20 protein-coding genes are annotated in these 24453 nt (G+C 63.7%); 11 read left to right on the top strand and 9 right to left on the bottom strand.

Annotation, left to right across the window (positions count from 1 at the left end):
* The first annotated feature begins 24 nt into the window (after positions 1-24).
* Complete coding sequence (locus H4V99_RS10670; protein WP_280680077.1) at positions 25-828, top strand: methyltransferase domain-containing protein; 804 nt, start codon at positions 25-27, stop codon at positions 826-828.
* 34 nt (positions 829-862) lie between these two features.
* Here the strand turns inward: H4V99_RS10670 and H4V99_RS10665 are convergent, their stop codons facing one another.
* From H4V99_RS10665 to H4V99_RS10635, 7 genes are all read right to left on the bottom strand, one after another.
* Positions 863-1129 carry a hypothetical protein gene (locus H4V99_RS10665; protein ID WP_280678101.1) on the bottom strand — a complete coding sequence of 89 codons (267 nt, stop codon included), beginning with the start codon at positions 1127-1129 and terminating at the stop codon, positions 863-865.
* Between the two features lie 3 nt (positions 1130-1132).
* Positions 1133-1579: a GNAT family N-acetyltransferase gene (locus H4V99_RS10660; protein ID WP_280678099.1), complete on the bottom strand. Its 447-nt coding sequence runs from the start codon at positions 1577-1579 to the stop codon at positions 1133-1135.
* Between the two features lie 9 nt (positions 1580-1588).
* Positions 1589-4186, bottom strand: a complete 2598-nt coding sequence (valS, locus tag H4V99_RS10655; RefSeq protein WP_280678097.1) for a valine--tRNA ligase — start codon at positions 4184-4186, stop codon at positions 1589-1591.
* A 234-nt stretch (positions 4187-4420) separates the two neighbouring features.
* A complete protein-coding gene (locus H4V99_RS10650; protein ID WP_280680076.1) occupies positions 4421-6100 on the bottom strand; it encodes an ABC transporter ATP-binding protein in 1680 nt (559 codons plus the stop codon).
* The gene (locus H4V99_RS10645) at positions 6100-6879 is read right to left on the bottom strand and encodes an ABC transporter permease (protein ID WP_280680074.1); all 780 of its coding nucleotides are present in this window, start codon (positions 6877-6879) and stop codon (positions 6100-6102) included. The genes H4V99_RS10650 and H4V99_RS10645 overlap by 1 nt, the downstream gene beginning before the upstream one ends.
* 83 nt (positions 6880-6962) lie before the next feature.
* On the bottom strand, positions 6963-8078 hold the full coding sequence (locus tag H4V99_RS10640) for an ABC transporter permease (RefSeq protein ID WP_280678095.1): 1116 nt from the start codon (positions 8076-8078) through the stop codon (positions 6963-6965).
* A gap of 3 nt (positions 8079-8081) precedes the next feature.
* On the bottom strand, positions 8082-9734 hold the full coding sequence (locus H4V99_RS10635) for an ABC transporter substrate-binding protein (RefSeq protein ID WP_280678093.1): 1653 nt from the start codon (positions 9732-9734) through the stop codon (positions 8082-8084).
* Positions 9735-10202: 468 nt separating this feature from the next.
* On the opposite strand from H4V99_RS10635, the gene ileS reads away from it, so the two are divergent.
* The 4 genes from ileS to ndk are packed head-to-tail and all read left to right on the top strand — an operon-like array spanning position 10203 to position 15925.
* Positions 10203-13550, top strand: a complete 3348-nt coding sequence (gene ileS, locus H4V99_RS10630; RefSeq protein ID WP_280678090.1) for an isoleucine--tRNA ligase — start codon at positions 10203-10205, stop codon at positions 13548-13550.
* The gene (locus tag H4V99_RS10625; RefSeq protein ID WP_280678088.1) at positions 13543-15084 is read left to right on the top strand and encodes a folylpolyglutamate synthase/dihydrofolate synthase family protein; all 1542 of its coding nucleotides are present in this window, start codon (positions 13543-13545) and stop codon (positions 15082-15084) included. Before ileS ends, H4V99_RS10625 begins: the two co-directional genes overlap by 8 nt.
* A complete protein-coding gene (locus H4V99_RS10620) occupies positions 15081-15506 on the top strand; it encodes a DUF4233 domain-containing protein (protein WP_280678086.1) in 426 nt (141 codons plus the stop codon). Before H4V99_RS10625 ends, H4V99_RS10620 begins: the two co-directional genes overlap by 4 nt.
* Complete coding sequence (gene ndk / locus H4V99_RS10615; RefSeq protein ID WP_280678084.1) at positions 15503-15925, top strand: nucleoside-diphosphate kinase; 423 nt, start codon at positions 15503-15505, stop codon at positions 15923-15925. Before H4V99_RS10620 ends, ndk begins: the two co-directional genes overlap by 4 nt.
* Before the next feature lie 78 nt (positions 15926-16003).
* Here ndk and H4V99_RS10610 read toward each other — a convergent pair whose 3' ends face one another.
* A complete protein-coding gene (locus H4V99_RS10610) occupies positions 16004-16603 on the bottom strand; it encodes a vitamin K epoxide reductase family protein (RefSeq protein ID WP_348522363.1) in 600 nt (199 codons plus the stop codon).
* 448 nt (positions 16604-17051) lie between these two features.
* On the opposite strand from H4V99_RS10610, the gene H4V99_RS10605 reads away from it, so the two are divergent.
* The 4 genes from H4V99_RS10605 (at position 17052) to H4V99_RS10590 (ending at position 23263) form a co-directional block, all read left to right on the top strand.
* Entirely contained in the window at positions 17052-19925 is a 2874-nt protein-coding gene (locus tag H4V99_RS10605; RefSeq protein ID WP_348522362.1) for an Rne/Rng family ribonuclease, read from the top strand.
* Between the two features lie 117 nt (positions 19926-20042).
* Positions 20043-21062: a permease gene (locus H4V99_RS10600; RefSeq protein ID WP_280678080.1), complete on the top strand. Its 1020-nt coding sequence runs from the start codon at positions 20043-20045 to the stop codon at positions 21060-21062.
* Complete coding sequence (locus tag H4V99_RS10595) at positions 21055-21852, top strand: TIGR03943 family protein (protein WP_280678078.1); 798 nt, start codon at positions 21055-21057, stop codon at positions 21850-21852. Before H4V99_RS10600 ends, H4V99_RS10595 begins: the two co-directional genes overlap by 8 nt.
* Positions 21842-23263, top strand: a complete 1422-nt coding sequence (locus H4V99_RS10590; protein WP_280678076.1) for a hypothetical protein — start codon at positions 21842-21844, stop codon at positions 23261-23263. The genes H4V99_RS10595 and H4V99_RS10590 overlap by 11 nt, the downstream gene beginning before the upstream one ends.
* A gap of 45 nt (positions 23264-23308) precedes the next feature.
* Here the strand turns inward: H4V99_RS10590 and H4V99_RS10585 are convergent, their stop codons facing one another.
* Positions 23309-23581, bottom strand: coding sequence for a DUF4031 domain-containing protein (locus tag H4V99_RS10585; RefSeq protein ID WP_280678074.1), 273 nt, complete (start codon positions 23579-23581; stop codon positions 23309-23311).
* Between the two features lie 274 nt (positions 23582-23855).
* On the opposite strand from H4V99_RS10585, the gene rplU reads away from it, so the two are divergent.
* Positions 23856-24164, top strand: coding sequence for a 50S ribosomal protein L21 (rplU, locus tag H4V99_RS10580; protein ID WP_280678072.1), 309 nt, complete (start codon positions 23856-23858; stop codon positions 24162-24164).
* Positions 24165-24181: 17 nt separating this feature from the next.
* Entirely contained in the window at positions 24182-24439 is a 258-nt protein-coding gene (gene rpmA / locus H4V99_RS10575; protein WP_280678070.1) for a 50S ribosomal protein L27, read from the top strand.
* Positions 24440-24453 lie beyond the last annotated feature (14 nt).

Here is a 24453-nt window from a genome sequence, read left to right as displayed (position 1 = left end):
CGAGACCTGACCAATCCAGACTGCCTGTCGCGGGAGTCCTATACGCACGGGCATCACGAGAGCGTGCTGCGCTCCCACACCTGGCGCACGGTAAACAACTCGGCGGCCTACCTCGCACCCGAGCTGAGGCCCGCACTCAGCCTGCTCGACGTGGGATGCGGCCCGGGAACCATCACCGTTGACCTGGCCCGGCGGGTTGCCCCCGGTCTGGTCGTGGGAATCGACACGGCCACTGAGATTATCGTGCAGGCCGACGGACTGGCCCGCGACGAGGGCGTGCACAACGTGAGATTTTTGGTGGGGAACGCGTATGAGCTGGACTTTGCCGACGCGTCTTTCGACGTCGTGCACGCTCATCAGGTGATGCAGCATCTGGCCGACCCGGTCGCCGCCATGCGGGAAATTCGCCGCGTACTCAAACCCGGTGGTGTGTTTGCCGCTCGCGATGTTGATTATGGCGGGGTCACGCTCTATCCCGAGTTACCGGGCTTGGACGCCTGGCGACAAACCTACCGAGACGTGCATTTCTGGAACGGCGGCAACCCCGATGCCGGCCGGCGCCTCAAAGCCTGGGTGCGGGCGGCAGGCTTCAGTAACGTGACCGCAAGCGCATCCATATGGTGCTTCACCACGGATGCCGAACGGGAGTGGTGGGGAGAATCCTGGGCTGTTCGCGCCACCGAATCGGCGTTCGCTGCCCACGCCATCGAGTCTGGTGTTGCCGACCTGGAGCAGCTGCGCACCATCGCGGCGGCATGGCGCGACTGGGTACAGGACCCCGACGGCTGGTGTGCCATGCCGCACGGCGAAGTACTGGCCAGGGCCTGAAAGAGAGACTGGGCCGAAAGGGAGATCGTGAGAGCTAGATCCAGTCCTCGTCGTCTTCTGATTCCGTTGCCGGCTGGGTGATGGTGGCGCTGTCCTCGACGGCGTTGTACCGAATGATCGTGCCGTCATCCAACTCGATCACCGGCTTGCCTTCGAGCCACGTGAGCGTCCAGCGCCACGAGGACGTGTCGGTGTCAAGCCCAGCAAGGTCACCCTCCACAGCCTGCACGGCGATCTCCACAACTTCGGGCAGCCTGGAGGGCAGAGGCGCTCCGAGCGCCCAACGGGTTCCGAGCTGCATCACCTAGACCTCGATCTCGTAGGTGACCCACTCCGTGCGAGTACCCACCTGGTCGTAGAGAATCTGAGCGGTGGCGTTGTCTGCCGCCGTGATCAAGCGGATGCGGGTGAGGTGGTTGTTCGCGGCGTACTGCTTCACGAAGTCCATGATGGCCCGGCCGGTGCCGGCACCGCGGGCATCCGCTGCGACAAAGAGGTCGTCAAGGTACAGACCCATGGTGGCGCTCAGGGTCTGGGGCACGGCCCGGTAGTGCGCAAAACCCACAAAGGTGCCCTCGTCGTCGACCGCGACGGCTCCGGTGAGGGGATGGTTCTTGTCGATGATCCAGCTCCACACCTGCAGGGCCTTCTCGTCGGTGAGTTCGTTCTCGTAAAACTCGCTGTAGCCCTCTAACAGGCCCAACCACGAAAAGAAATCCTTATCGCCCAGCGGGCGTACCTGTACTGACATCCGGTGCTCCTAACTCTCCGACACAGTGGCAAACACAATGTCGGTCACAGCCAATTCGTTGCCTTCGACAAAAAGAAGTTCATCGATCCGACCCACTGCTTTGAGATCAGCGGCGGCCAGCGCCAACAGACCCACCTCTGGTGCCGTTCCTCTAATTACAGCAGATGAGACGACTGTTTTTGGGGAGGCCTTGGCATCGGTCTTCCCGCGCCGGATACCCGTGAGTGCGCGGCTGGCCAGATCGAGAAGGGCAATGTTGCCGCGTGGGGCGCTCGCGTCCGAAGAAACAAGCTCAGACACGATCGGCCACGGGGCACGGTGGATGGACTCGTCGTTCGACCACGACCAGGCTTCCTCGGTGGCGAAGGGTACAAAGGGGGCGAACAGGCGCAGCAGCGTCGAGAGGGCCGTGTTCAGGGCAGCCACGGATGAGTCCTTGGCCGCTCCGGGCTCGCCGTAGGCGCGTTCCTTGACCAGCTCCAGGTAGTCGTCGCAGAACGTCCAGAAGAAGCTCTCGGTGAGCTCGAGGGCACGGGCATGGTCATAGTTTTCAAAGGCCTTGGTGGCCTGGCCCACCACGAGGGCAAGGCCGGCGAGCATGCTCTGATCGAGCGGCTCAGTCACCGGCGCGTCCGTTGCACCCTCGAAGCCGAGAATGAACTTGCTTGCGTTCAGAATCTTGATCGCCAGACGGCGACCGATCTTAATCTGCGTGGGGTTCTGCGGGTCAAAGGCCGCATCGGTCCCGAGCCGTGAGGATGCCGCCCAGTAGCGCACGGCGTCTGAACCGTGCTTGACGAGCATGTCGGCGGGCGTGACAACGTTGCCCTTGGACTTGGACATCTTCTTGCGGTCGGGGTCCACGATGAATCCGGACAGCGCGGCGTGCTGCCAGGGCGACGAACCGTGCTGCTGCTCGGCGCGCAGCAGCGTGCTGAACAGCCAGGTGCGAATGATGTCCTGGCCCTGGGGGCGAAGCGAGTACGGGTACACGAGATCAAACAGTTCGGGGTCGCGCTCCCAGCCGCCAGCGAGTTGCGGGGTGAGCGAGGAGGTGGCCCAGGTGTCCATCACGTCGACCTCGCCGACAAAGCCATTGGCCTGTCCGCGCTGATCTTCCGTGTACCCGGGAGCGGTGTCCGATGTGGGGTCAACGGGGAGCATGTCGCGCGTGGCGATGACGGGGGAGTCAAACACCGGATTCGCGTCGGCATCGAGGGGGTACCAGACCGGGAGGGGAACACCAAAGAAGCGCTGGCGAGAAATGAGCCAGTCGCCGGTGAGACCATTCACCCAATTCTCGTAACGCACCTTCATGAACTCGGGGTGCCACTGCAGGTCGGAGCCGTGCTTCAACAGGCGAGCACGCAGCGCCTGGTCGCGGGCACCATTGCGGATGTACCACTGGCGCGTGGACACGATCTCGAGGGGCTTGTCGCCCTTTTCGAAGAACTTGACGGCGTGCACGATGGGCTTGGGCTCACCCACGAGCTCACCGCTCTCACGCAGCAGCGTGACGATCGCGGCCTTAGCGCCAAAGACAGTCTTGCCGGCGAGCTGGCCATAGGCGGCCACACCGGTCTCCGACGTGATCACGTCGGGGGCCTCGGCAATGATGCGTCCATCGAAGCCCATGATCGCGCGGTTGGGGAGGTCGAGTTCGCGCCACCAGACCACGTCGGTGAGGTCACCAAACGTGCAGATCATGGCGATTCCGCTGCCCTTGTCCTTCTGAGCGAGGTGGTGCGCGAGGATGGGCACCTCCACGTCGAAGAGGGGAGTGCGTACCGTGGTGCCGAAGAGGTGCTTGTAGCGCTCATCGTCGGGGTGAGCGACGAGGGCCACGCAGGCGGGCAGCAGCTCGGGGCGGGTGGTCTCAATGTCGATGACCTCGCCGCCCGGCTGGTGGAACGAGACACGGTGGTAGGCGGCCGGCTGGTCTTTGTCTTCAAGCTCGGCCTGAGCTACCGCGGTACGAAAGGTGACGTCCCACAGAGTGGGTGCCATGGCTTGGTAGGCCTCGCCGCGTTCCACGTTGCCGAGGAAGGACAGCTGAGAGGTGAACAGCGCTTCCTGGCCGATGGTGCGGTAGGTCTGGGTCCAGTCGACGCTGAGTCCCAGAGTGCGCCACAGCTCTTCAAACTGTTTCTCATCCTCTTTCGTGAGCACCTCACACAGTTCAATGAAGTTGCGTCGGCCGATCGGCAGCTGATCGGCGGCCTTGCTGCTCTTGCCGTCTCCACCTTCGAAGGGCGGCACGAAGTTTTCCACATAGGGGAGCGAGGGGTCGCAGCGCACGCCGTAGTAGTTCTGAACCCGACGTTCGGTCGGGAGGCCGTTGTCGTCCCAGCCGATCGGATAGAACACGTTCTTGCCGCGCATGCGCTGAAAACGGGCGACAACATCGGTGTGCGTGTAGGAGAAGACGTGGCCAATGTGCAGGGAGCCGGAGGCCGTGGGCGGCGGGGTGTCGATCGAGTAGATCGAGTCGCGGGTGGCGATCTCGCGGTCGAAACGGTAGGTACCTGAGGCGTCCCACCTGGTCTCCCATTTCGCTTCCAGCCCTTCGAGGGCGGGCTTTTCGGGGACGCGGTCAGCGTGGGTCATGACTCTCCGGTTCGGTATCTGCGGCACCGTGTCTTTGGTGAGATGCCTAACTGCTCTGTCTAATCTACCGGATGCTCAAAAGAAATAGCCCCGGCACCTCTCGCCTGGGGGGAGGCGGTCAAGGGGCCGGGGCCATCGATTGGAGTGGGGGACTCCGAGAGCAACGCTACGGTGCTTCTCCTGAGAAGGGGCTGCATACCTGAGGCGAATATCAACCCAAAGCGAGTGCCACCCTTACGTGCCGCGGGGATTCTCGCGTGTGGGCAAGAGTGGGACGGCGGCGAGGAGCTGGCGCGTATAGGCGTGAGCGGGTGTCGTAAAGATGTGTCGGGCGGTATTCGCCTCCACAATGTGCCCGTGTTGCATCACGGCCACCCGGTCACTGACATGCTGCACGACGCCCAGATCGTGCGAAATGAAGATCATGCTCAGGCGCAGGTCCCGTTGCAGATCATCGAGCAGGTCGAGAACCTGCGCCTGCACACTGACATCGAGGGATGACACGGGCTCGTCGCAGATGAGGATCTGCGGCCGGCTGGCCAGCGCGCGGGCGATCCCCACGCGCTGACGCTGACCGCCGGACAGTTGCAGCGGGCGCCGCTCGAGCACGGCGCGTTCGAGTCCGACGCTGTCCAGCAGCGCGAGGACCCGCCCAGTCGGGCCGGTGTGTCGTCTGCGCGCCTCACCGGTGGCAGCGGTCAAAATTTGGCCCACGGAGTGCCGGGGATCAAAGGAGCCGAGCGCGTCCTGGTAGATCGCGCCAACGGATGCCCGCAGTGGCCGCCGCGCGGACTCCGTGAGGCTGCTCCAGGCCTGGCCCAGCACGCGAACGTCGCCGTGTTCGGCCGTGGTGAGCGCGAGCAAAAGACGGGCGAGTGTGGTCTTTCCCGAACCGGACTCCCCAACGATTCCGAGAGTGCTGCCCTCGACAAGGTGGAACGAGACATCATTGACTGCTTGTAGCCGGGTTCCGTCTGGCCGGGTGAAGCTCTTAGAGAGGTTGCGTGCCTCGAGCACCACCCGGGGTTCGGCGGGGCGCTCGGTGGGGGAGGTGCCCTGGTCGCGAGTCTCGACCCGGATCGGTGCTGGCTCCGGGGAGAGTCGCACGCCCCGCGGCTTGTCACCGGGGACGGCGGCAATCATGCGGCGGGTATCCGGATGCTGCGGGTGAAGCAAAACCTCGCGAGTGCTGCCGCTCTCAATCAGCTCACCGTCCCGCATCACCGCTACGCGGTCCGCGATGCGGCTGACGACCGCGAGATCATGGCTGATGAGCAGCACGGCCGTTCCGCTGCGCTTAATGGACTCCAGCAGATCGAGAACCTGCGCCTGCACGGTTACGTCGAGCGCGGTCGTGGGTTCATCGGCAATCAGAAGCGGCGGGTTCAGGGCGATTGCCGCGGCGATGAGTGCGCGCTGACGCTCTCCTCCGGAGAGTTCCCCCGACCGCTGGCGCGCCCGAAGGTGCGGTTCCGGCAGCCCCACGGCCTCTAGGAGCTCAATGACCCGAGCCGCTCGGGCCGTGGCTCCCATGTTTGTGTGGAGTCGCAGGGAGTCACCGATCTCGCGGCCTAGTGGCCGCAGCGGATCCAGGGACACCAGGGCATCCTGCAGCACGAGTCCCACGTCCCGGCCACGCCGTTGCCGCCACGCGGCCGGTGAAATCCCGAGCACCGATCGCCCGCCGAGGGAGAGCTTGTCGGCACTGACCGTGGCGTTCGTTCCCGCCAGGCCCAGAAGGGTGCGTGCCGACACCGATTTTCCCGAGCCTGATTCCCCCACAATCGCCAGGCACTCGCCGGCCGCGATCTCAAACGAGATCCCGCGCACCACCCTGGTCGCTCCGAAGGACACGCTCAGGTTGCGCACACTGAGCGGAAGAGCAGATGTCCGCTCCGACCCATTCGCGCCCATCACGCGTGCCGCAACGCTCGCTCGACGCTGCGCCCCAGCACCGTGGCGGTGACCGCCGTGAGCACGATGAAGAGCCCCGGGAAGAAGCTCATCCACCACGCCGACGTGATGTACGTTCGGCCAGCGGACAGCATCGCCCCCCACTCCGCCGTCGGTGGTTTCGCACCCAGACCCAGATAACTGAGCGTCGCCGCCCACACGATGGCCTGACCCACCCCGAGGGTTCCCAGAACGAGCAGAGGCATCAACGTATTCGGCAGAATGTGGCGGGTGAGAATTCTGGCCCGGCTGAGCCCCTGCACGGTCGCCGCCTCCACAAATGCCGACGAGCGAACGGTCACGATCTGGGCGCGAATGATGCGTGCATAGCCCGGGGCCGTTGACAGACCGACCGCAATCGTGGCCGTGGCCACTCCCGGACCGAAGATGAGGATGAAAACGAGCGCGAGCAGCAGGCCGGGAAAGGCAAAGAGCACCTCGAGCAGGCGGTTGACGGTGAAATCCACCACGCGACCGAGCATCCCGGCACACACACCGAGGACCAGGCCGAGGCCGAGGCCGATGGCGGTGGCGGCAACACCAATGAGCAGGGAACTGCCGGTTCCATGCACCACCCGGGTGTAGATATCCCGGCCGGATTCGTCGGTGCCGAACACGTGCCCGAAGGACGGGGGTGTGAAAGCCGAGAGCGGGTCGATGGCGAGCGGATCCCCGGGAGCAACGAGGCCAGGTGCAATCGCGGCGGTGACCAGAAAGAGCGCGAGCAGTCCGGTGGTCACCTCTGGTACACCAAAACGTCGAGCGCGCACCCCGGGCCGGCGCCGATCAGCGGCTGATACGTGCGCGCGGATCTCCAGTTCGCTCACGAGGTGCGCACCCGAGGATCGGCAATACGAGCGGCCAGATCTGTGAGAATCGTCATTGCAATGTAGGCGAGGGCCACGATCATGACCACCCCCACGACCACCGGCACATCGCGAATGGTCACCGCGTTCAGCAGCGTGCGTCCCAGCCCCGGCCGGGCGAAGATCGTCTCCACCACAACGGCCCCGCTGATCAGGGAGCCGAAGGCCCAGCCCGAAAGGTTGATGGCCGGCAGTGCGGCGTGCCGCAGGGCGTGCACCCAGCGCACGCCGCGTTCGCTCTCGCCGCGGGCCCTCGCCGAGAGCACGAACGGAGATTCCAGCGCCGTCAGAAGAGACTCCCGCATCAGCTGGCCCAGAAAGCCGGCGAGCGGTATGGCCAACGTGAGCACGGGAAGAATAAGCCCGACCGCCCCGGAGGTACTGATGGGTGGCAGCACTCCCCACCAGATGCTGAACACCACAATGAGTGATGTCGCAAGCCAGAAGTGTGGCAACGCGGCAGCCACAATCTCCAGGCCCGAGCCGATCCGCAGAGCGATGACGCCACCGCGCGTTGACCACATGGCCAACGAGAGGGCAATCAGCCAGGCGAGAGCAAGGGCGAGAAACGCGAGAAGTAGTGTGCCGCCCAGCTGGCTGAGAACCAGCGGAGCGACATCCATATTGAGGGCGTAGGAGCGGCCAAGATCGCCGGTGGCCAGTCGACCAAGCTGAGCGAGGTACTGCATAAACAGAGGTTGATCGAGCCCGTATTCCGCCCGGGCAGCAGCGAGGGCAGCAGCGGATGCCTGTGAGCCCGGCCCGCCCAGGATCGCCTGGGCGGGATCCCCGGGGATCAAACGAACGGCAAAAAACGTCAGTGTTGCGACGAGCCACAGTACGCCCAGCGCACCGAGCACACGAGCACCGATCAGACGAGCACCGAGCACACGAGCACCGAGCACACGAGCACCGATCAGACGAGCACCGAGCACACGAGCACCGATCAGGCGCACGGGTGCCCAGCGACTACCCGAGCGCACGCCGCCGCGCCCGCCGCCGCGCGCTCTATCGGAGCGAACGGGGCGAACGTCGTCGTGCACGGGGCTGTCCCGGGTCGTGCGCTCGGGCATCCGCTACCGATTCAGCCAGGCGTCATAGAACGTGGGAGTGGAGACGGTCGGAAGAGAACGCGCCCCCTGCACGTCGGAGCTGAGCAGGAAATGATTCTGCTGGTCGTAAAGCGGAAGGATGTAGAAGCCGCTGAGAATACGGTCCTGAGCGTCCTCGTAGAGCGCTGCCCGCTGGTCGGCATCGGACACCTCTGCCGCTTCGGTGAGCAGCGCGTCAATCTCGGGGTCATTCACCTGAGCGAGGTTCGCGAAGTATCCGCTCGGCGCCGGGACGATTCCCGCGGAGTCGTACAGGATGCGCAGAACGTCGGGGCCAACCTTGGTGTACGGAGCGCTCACCGCGTCGTAGTCGTTGGCGGCCAGAGCGGTGTACCAGCTGGAGAGGTCCATGGGGCTGAGAACAACCTCGAACCCGGTGTCCTTGGCGGTGGCCTGGATTTGTTCGAAGACAGACTGCTCGGCGGGAATCGACTGGTTCGTGCTCACCGGGAACTCGACCGAGAGGCGAACGCCGTCCTTGATGCGGTACCCGTCTGCGTCCTTCTGCGTCCATCCCGCTGCGTCAAGAAGCTGGTTTGCGGCGGTGGGACTGTATTCAAACAGGTCCGGTCGGGCCAGTGCGAGCGGTTCACGGCTCGAGAGTGCGGATGTGGACCGCTCCGCCGTGCCCTGGAACAGGCTGGAGACGGCGTCATCCACGTTGGCGGAGCGCACAAAGGCCTCGCGCACGAGTGGGTCATTGAAGGGAGCCTTGCCGGAGTTCAGCTCGATCCGGTTTGATGCGCCAGGGCGCGGTGCGTCGAGGTGGCGAATCGAGTCGCTGGCCTCTGCCTGCACGATCGTGTCGGGCTGGGCGTTGTCGATCACGTCGACCTCGCCGGCCTGCAGTGCGGCGTAACGGGACGCCGAGTCGGGGATGAAGCGCCACACGATGGAGTCGAGATACGCCGGGCCCTCGTGGCCAGCGTCCTGAGGCGGTGACGTGTAGTCCTCATTGCGCACCATGGTGATGGCGTTCTGCTTCACCCAGCTCTCGACCTTGAACGGGCCGGTGCCCACCGGAGCGGCGCAGTTCTCGTCCTGAGTACGTTCGAGCGCGGTGGGAGATTCGATGGCCAACCACGGCTGAGAGAGGGATTCGAGCAACGCGCTATCGGGCGTGCTGAGCACAAAGCGCACGACGTTCGTCGAGACCGCTTCGGTTGAGGCGACCTTGCCGAGCGCCAGATACCCGACGGATGATCCTGTCTCCGGGTTTTGCAGGTGTGCCACATTGGCCTGCACGGCCGCAGCGTCGAGGGGAGTCCCGTCGGTGAACGACACGCCCTGCTTAAGGGTGAAGTCCCACGACAGCCCGTCATCACTCTGTTCCCACGAGTCCGCCAGCCACGGGATGATCGTGCCGTCGGAATTGCGTGACACGAGGGCCTCAAGATACTGACTGCTCACGAGGCCCTGCGGGTAGTTTCCGCCCACGTGCGGGTCCAGACAGGTGGGTTCGGCGTCGCCCGAGGCGTAGGTGAGGGTGCCGCCGCTGATTGGCTCGCCAGCGGGTGCCGCGTCGGGTGTGCCGGTACAGGCGGTGAGGAGCAGCGCGATGGCGGCCACCGGGGCCACCAGCCAACGACTACCGAAGAGGGGACTCCGAGTGGGCATGTTGTCTCTTTCATCGGCCTGTCCGGCCGAGACAGGCGGTTTACTGCCGCGCACTGTGCTGCGCAGGGCCTACATAATATTAGATGACGGTGAAGTCCGGCACTCTGAGGTGACGCCGATGGCGGCACCGTCGGTTAGAATCGTTACAGAATGACTGTGATCCGGCCATCACCGGTGAGTCTTCGGCAGAACAGTGGCCGCCCTTGGGTGCTGCTCAGTAGAGCCGAACGGGTCGGGCCCGTCACCGCCTAAGAAGAAGCGGTCACTTTCGCAGCGTTATCTGCAACACGAAAGTGGCAAGCGAGGTGGTACCGCGGCGATTTCCGACAGAATCGTTCGTCCTCGTGGCAAAGGCTCAGCGCCCGTCCCACCAGGAGAAGTATTTTGTATCCCAAGGTTCACCGTTCCGGCCCGCAGGACCCTGCCACGCCCGGTTCTGCCGTCATCCCAGCCGCTTTCACTGCCGGCGTGGTTCCTTCTCCAAACTTTCCGGCACTCGAGACCGAGGTGCTGGCGTTCTGGAAGGAAGACGGCACCTTCCAGGCCTCCATTGACAACCGGGCAGATGCCCCGGAGTGGGTCTTCTATGACGGTCCACCGTTCGCCAATGGTCTCCCGCACTACGGGCATCTGCTCACGGGGTACGCCAAGGACCTGTTTCCCCGTTTTCAAACGATGCGCGGTAAGCAGGTGCACCGTCGCTTCGGTTGGGACACTCACGGACTTCCCGCGGAACTCGAGGCCGAGCGCAAGCTGGGAATCACCGACAAGAGCGAGATCGAGAAGATGGGCCTCGCGGCGTTCAACGCCGTCGCCCGGGACTCGGTGCTGGAGTACACCAAGGACTGGGAAGAGTACGTCACTCGCCAGGCCCGCTGGGTGGACTTCGAGAACGACTACAAGACCCTTGACATCACCTTCATGGAGTCGGTGATCTGGGCGTTCAAGCAGCTGCACACCAAGGGACTCGCCTACGAAGGCTATCGGGTGTTGCCCTACTGCTGGCGTGACCAGACCCCGCTCTCCAACCACGAACTGCGCATGGACGATGACGTCTACAAGATGCGTCAGGACCAGACCGTGACGGTCACCTTCCCCATGGTGGGAGCCAAAGCAGAAAGCCTCGGTCTCACGGCGGTCCGGGCGCTCGCCTGGACCACCACACCGTGGACGCTTCCGACGAACCTCGCGCTCGCCGTGGGTCCCGACATCGTGTACGCGGTCGTTCCGGCCGGCCCGAACGGCACTCCGGATGCCACCGTGCTGCGAGAAAACGACGACGCGGCGACAACGCCCACCACCGTTCTTGGTGCGGAGTACCTCCTGGCGATCGACCTGGTGGGCAACTACGCGAAGGACCTCGGCTACGAGAGCGCCCAGGACGCGGTCGCTGCCATTTCACGCACCGTGGGCGGACGTGAACTCGAGGGGGTTTCCTACGACCGCCTCTTTGACTACTACGCCGACGAGAGCGTCTGGGGTACCCAGAACGCCTGGCGTTTCGTCGTCGCCGATTACGTCACCACCTCCGACGGCACGGGAATCGTGCACCAGGCTCCCGCCTACGGTGAGGAGGACCAGACGGTGTGTCAGGCCTACGGGATTCCGGTCATCCTCTCGCTCGATGACGGCGGAAAGTTCCTGCCCGAGATCACCGAGGTTGCCGGTCAGCTCTGGAGCGACGCCAACAAGCCGCTCACCCAGCTGATCAAGACGCAGGGCCGGTTGTTGCGTCAGGCCAGCTACGAGCACTCCTACCCGCACTGCTGGCGCTGCCGCAACCCGCTCATCTACAAGGCGGTGTCGAGCTGGTTTGTGCGCGTCACCGACTTTCGCGACCGCATGGTCGACCTCAACCAGGACGTCAACTGGGTGCCGGAAAATGTAAAGGACGGCCAGTTCGGTAAGTGGATCGGTAACGCCCGCGACTGGTCCATCAGCCGCAACCGGTACTGGGGCTCACCCATCCCGGTGTGGAAGAGCGACAACCCGGAATACCCACGCACCGACGTTTACGGCTCGCTCGATGAACTCGCGGCCGACTTCGGCGTGCGCCCCACCGATCTGCACCGGCCCTACATCGACGCCCTCACCCGGCCCAACCCCGACGACCCCACCGGGCAGTCCACCATGCGTCGTATAACGGATGTCCTCGACGTGTGGTTTGACTCCGGGTCGATGCCCTTCGCGCAGGTGCACTATCCGTTTGAGAACCGTGAGTGGTTCGACTCCCATAACCCGGCCGATTTCATCGTCGAGTACATCGGACAGACCCGCGGCTGGTTCTACCTGCTGCACGTGCTCTCCACCGCCCTCTTTGATCGTCCAGCCTTCAAGAACGTGGTCAGTCACGGCATCGTGCTCGGTAACGATGGCCAAAAGATGTCCAAGTCCCTGCGTAACTACCCCGACGTGAACGAGGTCTTTGACCGCGACGGCTCCGACGCGATGCGCTGGTTCCTCATGAGCTCCCCGGTGCTGCGTGGTGGAAACCTGATCGTCACCGAGGAGGGAATTCGCGAAGGCGCTCGTCAGGTGATGCTGCCGCTGTGGAGCACCTGGTACTTCTTCTCGCTCTACGCCAACGCCGCGAGTGAGGACGGCTATGACGCTCAGTGGCGCACCGACTCCACCGACGTACTGGACCGGTATCTTCTGGCCAAGACGCGCGACCTGATCACGAACGTCGCCGCCGATCTGGAGAACTTCGACAGCACCGTAGCGACCTCACGGGTGCGTGACTTCATGGACGTGCTCACCAACTGGTACGTGCGCCGCTCCCGCGACCGTTTCTGGGGTGGAACCGAGAGCACGGAAAGTACCGAGGCTTTCGACACGCTCTACACCGTTCTTGAGACCGTGTGCCGCGTTGCCGCTCCGCTGCTCCCGCTCGTTACGGAGCGCATCTGGCAGGGCCTCACCGGCGGCCGCAGTGTGCATCTCACGGACTGGCCGGATGCCGACCTGTTCCCGTCCGATGACGGACTCGTCGTCGCCATGGACCAGGTGCGACTCATCAGCTCCACCGTGTTGTCGCTGCGTAAGCAGGCCGCACTTCGGGTGCGCCTGCCGCTCGCCGACCTCACCGTGGTGACCGCACACACCGGTGCACTCACCGATTTCGCGGGCATCCTGCGCAGCGAACTCAACGTGAAGACCGTCAACCTGGTGGAGCTCGAAGATGACAGTGCCGCCGCCTACGGCGTGACCTCTCGCCTGGTTGTCAACGCCCGCGCTGCGGGACCGCGACTGGGCAAGCGTGTTCAGCAGGTCATTCAGGCCGCGCGCGCTGGCGACTGGAGTGAGTCTGACGGTGTTGTCACCGCGGGGGGCATCGAGCTCGCCGCCGGCGAGTACGAACTCACACTGCAGGCGGGGGAGAGTGGCGATTCCCACACGGCGCTGGCGCTCTTGCCTGCCGGTGGATTTGTGCTCCTCAACACGAACACGACCGCTGAGCTCGAGGCCGAGGGTTTTGCCCGCGATCTGATTCGTGCCGTTCAGGACACCCGCAAGTCCGCCGGATTCGACGTGAGTGATCGCATCCGCCTCAACCTGGTGTTTCTGGCCGAGGAGGACGCCGAGGTCTTTGATCTCGCGCCCACCGTGGATGTTGCGGGGGACACCCTGGCGACGGTCTTCGTCACCCATCGTCCGTCGCAGGGCGAGGTGCCCACGGCGCTGCCGTCCGAATGGCTGGAGGGGTTCGTTGGTGCTCCGGTCGAGCACTACGTGCGGTTCGAAACCGCACACTATGTCAACCGCGGACCACTTGTCGTGGCCGTATCCCGCGTGAACGGAGTCGACAATGTCTGACCATAATGAGCCCTCTGACCTGAACGAGCCGTCTGATGTCAACGAGCCCCACGATGTTGTCCCGCTGGCCGCGCTGGGATTCCCCGGTGATGAGCTGGAGAACGACGACGACGACGACGACGTGGACGACGAGGATGCGGAGCCCACGGAGCAGAGCGCGGTGAATGAACCCGCCGAACCGAGCGATGCCTCGCGAGCGGCCGGTGACGCGGTCTTTGCCGCTCTGTTGGAGCGCGTGGGCGAGGCAGCGCCTCGTCCGCGGCTTGAGCCCACTCGCCGGGTCATGGATCTGCTCGGTGACCCTCAGCGCACCTATCCGATCATTCACATTGCCGGCACGAACGGCAAGACGAGCACGAGCCGCATTGCGGAGAGCATTCTGCGTGCCTATGGCCTGCGCACGGGGCTGATGACAAGCCCGCACCTCGTGCGACTGAACGAGCGAATCATGATCGATGGTGAACCGATCAGCGATGAACTGCTCGCCACCAACTGGGATGACATCGCGCCCTACCTGGCGATGGTCGATTCCGAGTTGGAGAAAGAGGGCGAGGTGGCTCTCACCTTCTTTGAAGCCCTGACCGTTCTCGCCTTCGCCTGCTTTGCGGACGCCCCGGTGGACGTGGCCGTGATTGAGGTCGGGATGGGGGGCGAGTGGGATTCCACGAACGTTGCCGACGGACAGGTTGCCGTCTTCACCCCCATCGCGCTGGACCACATGGAGCGACTCGGCCGTACGATTGCCGAGATCGCTCGGACAAAGTCCGGTGTGATCAAGCCGGCCGCGGCTGTTGTTTCTGCCGCGCAGACTGCGGAGGCACGATCGGAGATCGATCGAGCCGTTGGTCTCAGCGAATCGACGCTTGCCGTTGAGGGTGAGACCTTTGAACTGCTCGAGAGCAGAGTTGCCGTGGGTGGCCAGCTCATCTCCGTGCGCGGCATTGCGGGAACCTACAGTGAACTCTTCCTTCCGCTCTACGGTTCCCACCAGGCGCAGAACGCGGCCGTCGCCATTGCCGCCGTGGAATCCTTCCTCGGCTCCGGCACGCAGGCCCTCGTCGGCGATCTACTCGCCGAAGGGCTGGGTACCGTAACCTCACCGGGTCGGCTTCAGCTCGTGGGCGTCGAACCCACCGTGTTCATCGACGCCGCTCACAATCCACACGGTGCAGCTGCTTTGGCGACCGCGCTGGATGAGTACTTTGACTTCGACGAGATCGTCGCGGTGGTGGGGATTCTCGCCGACAAGGATGCACTGGGAATTATTGATGCCCTAGCCCCGCGGGTGAGTCGGTTTCATGTGACGCAGTCACACTCGGAACGCTCACGTGACGTTGATACTCTGGCCGACATGATCGCCGAACGCACCAGCGAAGCAACCACCTTCCGTTTCGAGAACCCGTCGGATGCCCTGGACGACGCGCGAGCCTGGGCGGCCAGCGAGCCCAAGCGCGCAGTTATTGTTACGGGGTCGATCACCCTGGTCGGGGAAGCTCTCACACTCGCCGATTCCGGGGAGTGGATGACGCCGTGACCAACACCACCGACCCGACCGACCCAAATGACCCGGCCGACTCCGGCGAAAACCCGGCCGCCCGCCGTCGCCGTGGGTTCAACTCGGGCCCGAGGTCCGTCAAACGTTCCCTCGCCTCCATTGTGCTGGGCTTCGAGACCATCGTGGTGTTTCTTGCCGCGCTCGTGACCTACGGTCTCGACACGCTCCCGCCCGTTGTTGCGCTGGGCGGCGGAGCGGTTCTCTGCCTCCTGATGGTGGCGCTCATCGGACTCCTACGTTTCAGCTGGTCCTACCCGGTGGGTTGGGCTCTTCAGGCCCTCATCATCGCCACGGGATTCATTACTCCGGCCATGTTTTTTGTGGGCGCACTCTTCGCCGCCATGTGGACGTACTGCATGATCAACGGCAACCGAATCGACAATCAGAAGGAACCCTCATGAACACCGCAATCGAAGAAACCCTTGTCCTTGTGAAGCCGGACGGCGTCGCCCGCAACCTGACGGGGGAGATCCTGCGCCGCATTGAGGCCAAGGGCTACTCCCTCGTTGACGTGAAGCTGGTTCAGGCGGACCGCACCCTGCTCGCGGCTCACTACGCCGAGCACGAGGGCAAGCCGTTCTACCAGCCCCTCGTTGAATTCATGGAGAGCGGCCCCATCGTGGCGTTCCGTATTGCAGGCAACCGGGCCATCGAGGGTTTCCGCGCCCTCGCCGGCACCACCGATCCCACCACGGCTGCGCCCGGCACCATCCGCGGAGACCTCGGGCGCGACTGGGGCCAGAAGGTTCAGCAGAACCTCGTGCACGGCTCTGACTCGCCCGAGTCGGCCGCCCGCGAACTTGCTCTCTGGTTCGACTAGACCCCAGCGTCACTCGCCGCCCCGACACCGCCCACTGGGCCGGTGCCGGGGCGGCGCTGCGTTACGGGCAGCTCAGCATTACAGGCGACTCAGCACGTCCATGTTGACCTGAACAACGATCGCAAAGGCGATGTAGCAGGCAATCGTGATGACGAAGAGCCAGGAATACAGGGCGGCGGCAACCCGGCGAACGGATGCCGAGGCGGGGATATGCCCACTCTTCAGGTTGTAGAGGGTGACGGCGAGAAAGACCGGAATGGTCACCGACCAGGTCACCATGCACCACGGGCACAGCACGTCGAGCACGAAAATACTCTGGGCGATGAGCCAGATCACGAAAGCGATCGCGCCGGTTACCCCCACGTTCAGTGCGAGCCAGAACCACCGCGCAAACCGCGCTCCCGCCAGAATTGCCGCACCGATCGTGATCACGACACTCCAGGCGGCAAGGCCGATCAACGGATTCGGAAAGCCAAACAGCGAGCCCTGCCAGGACGCGAGATTAGTGCTGCACCCAATGAGCACACTGAAATTACAGGACAGCTGAGCGTCGGGATTCTCCAACATGCGCACTTTGTCGAGCGTGAGAGCGAAGGCTGCGGCAAAACCGATGGCTCCGGCAATGATGAGAAAAATGGCCAGCCCGGTGGGGCGCTGATAACGCTGGGTCAGTGACACTCTGGGATTATGTCACGGCGCTCGCACTCTCCTGCTGCGAATACATGCGATAATCAGTCCTAGTCGTTGAGCCGCGCTCAAGCAGACGCCAGATTAAGCTTTTTGGGGACAGTACTTCCCCCATGCACAACCCCCACACGCACTATTCGGACACACGCAGTAGTCGGTCACACGCAGTAGTCGGTCACACGCACAGTTCGAACGCCCACAGATCTAAGCAACCAGAGCCAAGAGCCGGTTGCGCAGTATAAAATTCGCGGGAAATTCGCGCAGGCGAACTTCTCGCACGAGAGAGTAACCGAATGGGTGGCGCGGTCGCCTACATCGGTCAAGGAGCACACCAGTAATGGTGGAAGACAACGAAAACAAAAAACGCCGAGGCCTTTTTGGTTCCCGTCGCGCCCAGCGAAAATCGCCGACCATTCGGAAGGCCCCCGTGGAGCCGTCGTTGACCGCGACTAAGTCTGTGCTCGACAACGCGGAGCTCGACAACGCGGCGCTCGACAACGCGGCGCTCGACACTGCGGCGTCCACCCCAACACGTCAAACTGTGGCGGAGCGCGAGCTCGTCACCGACCCCGCCACCGAGCAGGCACTGGCACCGGTGCCGAACCAGCTTTCGGTGCAGAATCAGGACACGATTGTGACCACCCCGACGAATTCCTCACCCCCCACGGACGACGCCGACGCGGCCGCCTCGAACCTGACAACGGATGCGTCCCCCGAGGTGATCGACACCGTGGCTTCCGTCGTCGCGGTGCGTCGCCCGTCTACGTCGCTCCTCTTTCAGGCGCCAGAGATTTTGCCGTTTGTGCCTCGTGTCACCAGTGCGCGCGACGACCGCTACGACCGCAGCGGAACCACCGCGGACCGGGCGACCAACAGCCACGACGATGATGACTACGAGGAGACCACCACAGTTCGTCGTCGTGCTCGTCGCCGCACGGGGGATGAGGGCCGCTCCGGCTCTGATGACCCGGCCAACACCGTGGTCAAGGTTCGTGCACCGCGCGAACCTGAGCTCATTACCGAGCCCCAGCGCATCAAGGGTTCAACCCGCCTCGAAGCCAAGAAGCAGCGTCGTCGTGACGGTCGCGATGCCGGGCGACGTCGCCCGGTCATCACGGAGGCCGAGTTCCTCGCCCGTCGCGAGTCCGTGGACCGCCTCATGGTGGTGCGCGCCAAGCACAACAAGATTCAGATCGGTGTCCTCGAAGACGGCGTGCTCGTGGAGCACTACGTGGCCAAGAACCAGGACGCGTCGCTGATCGGAAACGTGTACCTCGGTCGCGTGCAAAACGTTCTCCCGAGCATGGAAGCCGCCTTCGTCGACATTGGACGCGGACGGAACGCCGTGCTGTACTCCGGCGAGGTCGACTGGGACGCCGCAGCCGAGAACTCCGGCACTGCGAACCAGCCGCGCCGCATCGAGGTAGCACTCAAGCCCGGTGACAAGGTGCTCGTGCAGGTCACCAAGGATCCGATCGGCCACAAGGGTGCCCGGTTGACCAGCCAGATTTCGCTGCCCGGCCGCTACCTCGTGTACGTGCCCAACGGCTCCATGAACGGCATCAGCCGCAAACTTCCCGACACCGAGCGTGCTCGCCTCAAGAAGATCCTCAAGGAGGTTCTGCCGGAGAACGTGGGCGTCATCGTGCGCACCGCCGCTGAGGGTGCCACCGATGAGCAGCTGACCGTGGACGTCAACCGCCTCACCGCGCAGTGGGCATCCATCTCGGCACTGGTGGAGACCGCCGCGGCACCGGCCGAGCTGCACAGCGAGCCAGACCTCCTGATCAAGATTGTTCGCGATGTCTTCAACGAGGACTTCGCCCGCATGGTCGTGTCCGGTGACGATTCTCGCCAGACGATTGAGACCTACCTCGGGCAGGTTGCACCTGATCTCGTGGCGCGCATCGAGAAGCACACCAGCGAAACGGATGCCTTCGACGAGTACCGCATCTCGGAGCAAATTGAGAAGGCCCTCGACCGCAAGGTGTGGTTGCCGTCCGGCGGTTCCCTGGTGATCGACCGCACCGAGGCCATGACGGTCGTTGACGTCAACACGGGCAAGTTCGTCGGCTCCGGCGGAAACCTCGAAGAGACCGTCACGAAGAATAATCTCGAAGCAGCGGAAGAAATCGTGCGCCAACTTCGGCTGCGCGACATTGGCGGCATCATTGTGGTGGACTTCATCGACATGGTGCTGGAATCCAACCGGGACCTCGTGTCGCGTCGCCTCATCGAATGCCTCAGCCGCGACCGCACCAAGCACCAGGTTGCGGAGGTCACCTCACTCGGTCTCGTGCAGATGACCCGGAAGAAGTTGGGCCTCGGTCTCCTCGAGTCCTTCTCCGAGAACTGTGAGTCCTGCGCTGGCCGTGGCATCATCGTTCATCACGATCCCGTGACCAAGCACCGCCAGACGGCGCAGCCACCCCAGGAACGCCGCCCGCGCGCACGCGCCGGCACGGGAACCGGTTCTGCAACCGGCAACGGTACGTCTCCGAGCAACGGTTCCAGCCAGCACGGTTCCAGCCAGCACGGCTCGGGCAGCAACGGCGGCTCCCGGGAACTCGTGCCGGTCCTGGACGGTCACAAGGTGAGTAACGGTACGCATGGCATCACCGAGGACGCGAAGACCGCCCTCGCGATGATCGCGGCGCGCACCATCACCCGCACGGGGTCAATTCCCATCATCACCGAAGCGATGAAGGCGGAAGCACTGCAAGCGCAGCAGGCAGAACTCCTTCCCGTTGTTGCTGACGCAGCTGCTATCGCCGAGCCGGTATCGGCAACGGATTCTTCGTCACAGCCCGTCGCCGTGAGCGATGCCACTGCTGCGCCGACCGCCGATGTAGAGCCCGAAAGCACCGGAGGCACTGAACGCACTGAACGCACTGAACGCACTGAACGTTCCGAACGCACTGCTCCGTCGCGCAGTCGACGTAGCCGGTCGTCGCGTGCCCAGTCGGCGCCCACGGAAGGCACCCGCACCGAGGCGCCGCGCACCGAGGCAGCTCGGGTCGATGTCGTTCGAATCCTGGCGCCGCGCGTCGAGGCGGTCGCCCCGGCGGATGCCGGTGGAGCCGACGCTTCGTTGGAGCCGTTCGCTATTCTCGATATTCCAGTGACGACATCGTCTCGCGGTAACCGTCGGGCCAGCAAACAGGTCACCGACCAGCTGCTCGACTCCGTTTTGGATTCCCTCCCGGAGCCGAAACTGCCGGGTCAGGGGCGCTCACGCAGCCGTCGAGTGACGACGGCTGGCGGCTCAACGTCGCAGCCGGTGATCGTATCGACGCCTGACACGCAACAATAGGAAAAGCCAGAAAATACTCGTCACTCACCGTGCGGGTGCCAGGGCTCAGTTCAGTTCAGCCCAGGCACCTGCACGCGTACCAGATCCTCTAAGGGAGCCACCCCGTGTTAGTAGCCGGTGACTGACCGTACGCCCGGAGTGGTACGCCCGTGGCCGACCGGCCTCATGATTGGGCTGCTGCTCGTTCTCGGCGTGTTTGGCGTGCGGGTGCTCAGCGCAGGCTTTGAGGCCTGGGTATTGCCCGACCGGGTACAGGACACCCTCACGCTTGCCCTCAGCGTCATTATTGAGTCGGTTCCGTTCGTGATACTGGGAATCCTGCTGTCCTCGGTCGTGCAGGTCTGGCTCCCGCATGGCGTGCTGGCCCGGTACCTGCCGCGTCAACCGGTCTTGCGCCGAGCCTGTATCTCGCTTCTCGGCATGTTCTTTCCCGTCTGTGAGTGCGGCAACGTTCCCCTCGCCCGAGGCTTCATGCGGGGTGGATTCACCGTCTCGGAGTCGATCACCTTTCTGTTGGCCGCTCCGATTCTCAACCCGATCACGATCATCACCACGCATCAGGCCTTCGGGTTCGACAACGGCATTCTGGTGGCCCGGTTGGTCGGTGGGTTTGTTATCGCGAATGTTGTGGGCTGGGTCTTCAGTAAGCACCCCAACCCGCAGAGCCTGCTGACACCCTCCTTCGCCGCAGCGTGTGCCCTGCCCGTGGGTGGATCGCATTCACACGACCATGGCACCAAAGTGAGCCGGACAACGGAGATCTTCATTCGGGAGACCTCCGTGATCATGCCGGCCCTGTTCATCGGCTCCTTCATTGCGGCGCTCACCCAGGTCTTCGTTCCCCGCTCGGTGCTCCTCGCCCTCGGCAGCAACCCGGTGTGGTCTGTTCTGGCGATGATGGCACTCGCCTTCATTGTTGCCGTCTGCTCCAACGTGGACGCGTTCTTCGTCCTGAGTTTTGGCAGCACGTTCATGCCCGGTGGCATTGTGGCCTTTCTCACCTTCGGCGCCATGATCGACGTCAAGATGCTCGCGCTGATGCGCACAACCTTCACGACTCGCACCCTCGCGCAGATCACGGCCCTTGTGGGCCTGATGAGTGCGGCCATTGGATTGCTGGTGAACTATATTGCCTGAGCCCGTCACAGTAAAGCCCGCTCCAGCCCGCGACACGTCGCCCGGATTCATTCACTATTGGGCGGAGCGCTGGCAGGGTGTTCTCCTCAGCCTCGTAGCGGTCACGGCCACACTGTGGCTGGGGCTGAGCGGCCAGTTGGGCCTCTATATTCACCCGCGCTACTTTGTCTTCACCCTCGTGATGGCGGCAATTGGTCTCGTGCTCGTGGTGGCCGCATTCGTGAAGCGCAGAGGGTTTGATGTGGTGCGAACCAGCCGTGCCGAGACCGGTCTTACCCTCACCGGTGTCGTGCTGTTGTCCGTCATTATGGTTGCCACGATTCTGGTGCCCCCCACGACCCTCACAGCCGCCACGGCCACACAGCGTGAGGTGAATTCCGGCGGTTTGCTCGGCATCGACGAGGAGGACACGGCCGCACTCATTGGTACCGGCGACTTCGAAGACCTGTCCGTGCGTGAATGGGTGTCTTTGCTGGGTCAATCTTCGGATCCGGCGTTCTACGCCGACAAGACCACCCAGGTGGTGGGTTTCATCACGCCCGACGAGGGGGACCCCGACAACGTCTTCTACGTTGCGCGATTTGTCGTGACCTGCTGCGCGGTTGATGCTCAACCCATCGGGGTTCCCGTGTACCTGCCCGGTTGGCAGGGCACCTACGACGTTGACGACTGGGTGCAGGTGACCGGCACGCTTCGGCTGAGCCCGGCCGCTCAGGGGAGCGACCCGCTGGCCATCGACCCCGCGGACATCACGCCCGTGGAGCAGCCCAGCGATCCCTATGTCTACTAGCCTCACCACCTCGCCAGGTGAGCGCGGTGCCGGAGAACAGAGCTCCCGGAGCTTTCGGCGCACCCTGGGGCTACTTCTGGGTAGCCTGGTCGTCATGTGTCTGGTGCTGGTGGGCATCAATATTTTGAACGGTCCGCGACTGACCGGATTCGAGATTGACACCACCGCTGCCGTGTCACAAACGAATGCACGATTGGTGCTGTCGGCAAACCAACAGCTTCTCAACGTGGCACCCGAACAGATCACCCTCAGCCCCGCGCATCCGTTTTCGCTCCAGACGAGCGCCGACTCCATCGTGATCTCGTTTACCAACCCCCTCGCGTACGACACCGACTACACGGTGACGGTGCGTGATGTGACCGGGTCGTCAACGAACCGGTCCTCCACATTCGAAGTGGATTTTCGCACTCAGGAACCACCGCTGTTCTATCTGCTGCGCGACGACGTGGGCCCGGACCGCATTCTGCGCACCAGGATTGGTAGCCCCACGGCCGACGTGGCCTTCGAAGCCCCACGCATTACCGAATTCACCACCTTCGGAGAGCGTCTGGTGGTGGTGACCCTCGACGACACGGGCGCGAGCGTTCTCAGCCTGATCGACGAGGAGGGCGTCTTATCGAACGTCAACGTGCCGGGGATCGGCCAGATCGAGGACCTCGGCGGTGTTCCCGCCGAGAACCTCGTGGGTTTTCGATTCACGAGTGCCGCGGATGCGCCCGGCCCCCTCTTTGAGAATGTGCTGTTCATGCTGGACCTCGGCCTCGGAATCACCGACCCCATCCTCGGGCTCGATGGTGAGCCGGTTCAGGCCGTGCAGTGGTCCTTCATGGCCGGTCGGGCCGATCTGGTGGCCCAGCTGTACGACGGCACAATTCTGCTCCTCAATCCCCGAACAAACGCGGATGCCTCGGCCGAGCCGATTCCGCTCGGCCAGTATTCGGGACTCACCACGGTGGCACCGGACGGACTGCGTATTGCCGTTGCCGACCAGGGCTCCCAGTTCGTGCTCGACCTGTCTACGGGGACGGAAGACCAAATCATGCCGGCTGAAGTTCTGGGCACCACACCGTATACGGATGAGCTGCGCTTTCTGGCGGGCGGCGGCTTCGTGCAGCGCATGGCCCAGTTCGATCCGGTCACGGGCCAGCCGAAACAACGGCTGACCCTGGTGCAGGGTGAGGAGCGCCGGGTGGTCTACGAACCCGCGTCGGCGGGAGAAACCATTGTGGGCTTCACCCTCTCACCCAACGACCAGTACGCTGCGGTTCAGATCATTCCGAACCGCGACGACCAGATGGCTGACGACTACCCGGTGAATGGGCAGGTCACCGCGGCGACAACACTGTTCGTTGACCTCGCCACCGGTGAGATTAGGCGCAGTGTGGTGGGCTTCGACGCAACCTGGCGCTGACGCACTCCGGCGGTTTCACGCGCGCTGTGCCCGGGGCGCATTCGGTCAGAGCCCCCGACGCTCCCGCATACTCACACGAAGGCCACTCGAGCGCAGCTGCGTCACGAGTTCTCGGTAGGTGACCGGCTGCGCACCGGCAGCAACCAGAGCGTCGTAGCTCGAGGCCGGGACGTCGTAGTGATCACGGTCAAAGCCGCGCCGGGGTACATTGTGCGCTGCGGCAAAAGCGTGCAATTCGGCAAGGGACACAGAACTCACCAGGTGAGACCACACAGTTCCATGCGCGGGCCAGCTAGGCTGGTCTATAAGTACGGCCATGGTGTCAGTTTACGAGGCGTTCCTGAAACGACTCGCCGTGGGCGCAGTTTGACCGCGGGTGACGGATCAGGTAAAGTCATCCCTTGGTGTGCGATGAATATTTAGCGCGATCACCAAGGTTTTCTGCTGTGACGCGCCACGTAGCGGCTGTCACGCCAGCAAATTTGCAAGCCTGATTCTTCAGGCAGTATTTTTTTGATGTATTTTCCAGTAATTGCCCTTTCCGGTAATTAGGAACCGGGGCCCTCGGGCCTCCCAGAGATTGGTACGTAAAGTGGTTTACGCAGTTGTGCGCGCCGGAGGGCGGCAGGAGAAGGTAGAGGTCGGTACCATCGTCACGATGGACCGAATCAAGGCGAACAAGGACGGCAACGTCGAGCTGGCCGCCGTGCTCCTCGTCGACGGCGACAAGATCACCTCTGACGGTGCGTCGCTGGCCAAGGTCACGGTAACCGCCGAGGTTCTCAACGACCTCCGCGGCCCGAAGATCGTCATCCAGAAGTTCAAGAACAAGACCGGGTACAAGAAGCGTCAGGGGCACCGTCAGGAGCTCACTCGCGTTCAGGTTACCGGCATCGTCTAAGGCCAGGAGAAGAACAGATGGCACACAAAAAAGGTGCGAGTTCCACTCGCAACGGTCGTGACTCAAACGCTCAGCGCCTCGGCGTGAAGCGCTTCGGTGGTCAGGTTGTCGGAGCGGGCGAGATCATCGTTCGCCAGCGCGGCACCCACTTCCACCCCGGCGTCAACGTGGGACGTGGCGGCGACGACACGCTCTTCGCCCTGGCTGCAGGCTCGGTTGAGTTCGGCGCTAAGGGTGGCCGCAAGGTCATCAACATCGTGGTGGCTGCCGCGTAGGCAGTCAGCTTGGA

The organism is Cryobacterium sp. CG_9.6 (genome assembly GCF_029893365.1).
Taxonomy (GTDB): Bacteria; Actinomycetota; Actinomycetes; order Actinomycetales; family Microbacteriaceae; genus Cryobacterium.
Note: the sequence above shows the minus strand (reverse complement) of the source record. Positions and strands in the feature narration are given on the sequence as shown.

What these genes read in the sequence shown, in the direction of transcription:
- H4V99_RS10665 (WP_280678101.1), bottom strand. Translation starts at nt 1,129, where the DNA reads ATGCAGCTCGGAACCCGTTGGGCGCTCGGAGCGCCTCTGCCCTCCAGG.
- H4V99_RS10660 (WP_280678099.1), bottom strand. Translation starts at nt 1,579, where the DNA reads ATGTCAGTACAGGTACGCCCGCTGGGCGATAAGGATTTCTTTTCGTGG.
- valS (WP_280678097.1), bottom strand. Translation starts at nt 4,186, where the DNA reads ATGACCCACGCTGACCGCGTCCCCGAAAAGCCCGCCCTCGAAGGGCTG.
- H4V99_RS10650 (WP_280680076.1), bottom strand. Translation starts at nt 6,100, where the DNA reads ATGGGCGCGAATGGGTCGGAGCGGACATCTGCTCTTCCGCTCAGTGTG.
- H4V99_RS10640 (WP_280678095.1), bottom strand. Translation starts at nt 8,078, where the DNA reads ATGCCCGAGCGCACGACCCGGGACAGCCCCGTGCACGACGACGTTCGC.
- H4V99_RS10635 (WP_280678093.1), bottom strand. Translation starts at nt 9,734, where the DNA reads ATGCCCACTCGGAGTCCCCTCTTCGGTAGTCGTTGGCTGGTGGCCCCG.
- H4V99_RS10625 (WP_280678088.1), top strand. Translation starts at nt 13,543, where the DNA reads ATGTCTGACCATAATGAGCCCTCTGACCTGAACGAGCCGTCTGATGTC.
- ndk (WP_280678084.1), top strand. Translation starts at nt 15,503, where the DNA reads ATGAACACCGCAATCGAAGAAACCCTTGTCCTTGTGAAGCCGGACGGC.
- H4V99_RS10590 (WP_280678076.1), top strand. Translation starts at nt 21,842, where the DNA reads ATGTCTACTAGCCTCACCACCTCGCCAGGTGAGCGCGGTGCCGGAGAA.
- H4V99_RS10585 (WP_280678074.1), bottom strand. Translation starts at nt 23,581, where the DNA reads ATGGCCGTACTTATAGACCAGCCTAGCTGGCCCGCGCATGGAACTGTG.
- rpmA (WP_280678070.1), top strand. Translation starts at nt 24,182, where the DNA reads ATGGCACACAAAAAAGGTGCGAGTTCCACTCGCAACGGTCGTGACTCA.